Genomic DNA, 1,984 nt, shown 5'->3' with positions numbered 1-1,984 from the left:
GCGCTTCTTCAAGCGCCACCGCATCACACACAAAAAAACACGATCCACGCCGCCGAGCAGCCGCGGCCGGACGTGAGGGCCGAACGTGAGGACGGGTTCGAGGCCCAGGACGAACTCGATCCCGACAAGCTCGTCTTTCTTGATGAGACAGCCACCACCGCCATGATGCGCCGCCATGGCTGGGCGCCGCGCGGCGAGCGCTGCCGGGTCGCCGTCCCGCACGGCCACTGGAGGACCACCACCGTCACAGCCGCTCTGCGCACGAGCGGCGTGGTCGCCACCGCCCTGTTCGACGGAGCCACCAACGGCAAGCGCTTCCGCGCCTCTCTCGCCGACACCCTGATCCCCGTGCTGAAGCGGGGCGACACGGTGATCCTCGACAACCTCGCGGCTCACAAGGTGGCCGGCGTCAGGGAGGCGATCCAGGCTGCGGGCGCCCGTGATCGGCCCCCATGCGGTGGTCCAAGTTCAAAGTTGGTGCAGGGTCGGCCTCTGCTCCACGGGTAGCTTGGCCGGCGGAGCCGGTCGGGTGAGCGCAGCCGGCCAAGCGGACGAGGCAAGCACGAATACCTCCGGGGCTGGCGGCCGATAGCCGAGGGAGGCGTGCGGACGCACGCCGTTGTCGTGTCGTCGCCAACTCTCGATCACGATCTGTGCCTCCTTGAGCGTGTAGAAGATCTCACCGTTCAACAACTCGTCGCGTAGCTGTGCGTTGAAGCTTTCGACGTAACCGTTCTCCCATGGCGAGCCGGGTGCGATGTAGGCTGTCCTTGCGCCAACGCCGGTGATCCAGGCCTGCACGGATTTGGCGATGAACTCTGGGCCGTTGTCCGAGCGGATATGGCCGGGCACGCCGCGCAGGATGAACAGGTCGGACAGCACGTCGATGACGTCCGCCGCCTTGAGCTTGCGCGCGACCCGGATCGCCAGGCACTCGCGCGTGAACTCGTCGACGACGTTGAGCATCCGGAACTTGCGCCCGTCATGGGTGCGCGCCTCGACGAAGTCGTAGGACCAGACGTGATCGCGACGCTCCGCCCGCAGTCGCAGGCAGGAACCGTCCCCGTCCCAAATACGGCCGCGCTTGGGCTGCCTGGCCGGGACCTTCAGACCTTCGCGTCGCCAGATGCGCTCCACGCGCTTGTCGTTGACCAACCAGCCGGCCGCCTTCAGCAACGCGCTGATTTTCCGATAGCCGTGAGCTCCCGTACTTCTCAGCCAACGCGACGAGATCGGCCGTCAGTGCCACCTCGTCGTCTCTGCCCCGCGGCACCTTGCGCTGTGTTGAGCGATGTTGGCCGAGCGCCCGGCAAGCCCGGCGCTCGGATACCTTCATCATCTCCACGATATGCTCGACACAGGCTCGACGGCGCGCGGGGCTCGAGACGTCTTCCCCGTGCCGCCTCCTGCAGGATCAGCTTGTCCAGCGTCAGGTCGGCAATCGCCTTGCGCAGCCGCTGGTTCTCGACCTCCAGATCCTTCATCCGTCGGGCCTGATCCGTCTTCAGGCCGCCGAACTCCTTGCGCCAGCGGTAGTACGTCACCTCCGTCACGCCGAGAGTTCGGATCACGTCGGCCACGCTCTGGCCCTGCGCAATCAGCACGTCCGCCTGCCGCAGCTTGGCGACCACATCCTCCGGCTTGTGCCGCTTCGTTCCCATCTGTCCGTCCTCGTCCTGGCCCGCAGGCCATACATCAGGGCGGACCACTTCGATGGGGGCGGATCAGCCTCGTAGCGAGGTGGGGGAGAGCATGTCGTGACGAGGCCCATCCCCGAAACATGCCTGTCGACGATCCGGTATGCCGAGCGGTCTGGCGTCCATGGCCCAACGGCCTTCATGGTTCTGTAGCCCAAGCAGCGGCTCGGCAGGAGAGCCGCCGAAATCGGTCTTAGAGCGCCTAACAGAACGGCACGAAGCGGTGGATGGTGCGTTGGTGGGGCATGGCTCGCGCTCTGCTTCCCGACGATCTCTGGACGGAGATT

At 66.2% G+C, this 1,984-nt stretch carries 2 pseudogenes; one reads left to right on the top strand and one right to left on the bottom strand.

Going from position 1 to position 1,984, the window contains the following annotated elements:
• Nucleotides 1-441 (top strand): annotated as a pseudogene (locus BM140_RS24975) (transposase); the annotation flags it as partial.
• Between the two features lie 27 nt (nucleotides 442-468).
• On the opposite strand, the pseudogene BM140_RS24970 reads toward BM140_RS24975, so the two are convergent.
• A pseudogene (locus tag BM140_RS24970) lies at nucleotides 469-1,661 on the bottom strand (IS3 family transposase).
• Nucleotides 1,662-1,984 lie beyond the last annotated feature (323 nt).

Source organism: Methylorubrum salsuginis, assembly GCF_900114375.1.
GTDB lineage: Bacteria > Pseudomonadota > Alphaproteobacteria > Rhizobiales > Beijerinckiaceae > Methylobacterium > Methylobacterium salsuginis.
The sequence above is the reverse complement of the archived record's forward strand: the minus strand, read 5'-3'. Positions and strand labels throughout refer to the sequence as shown.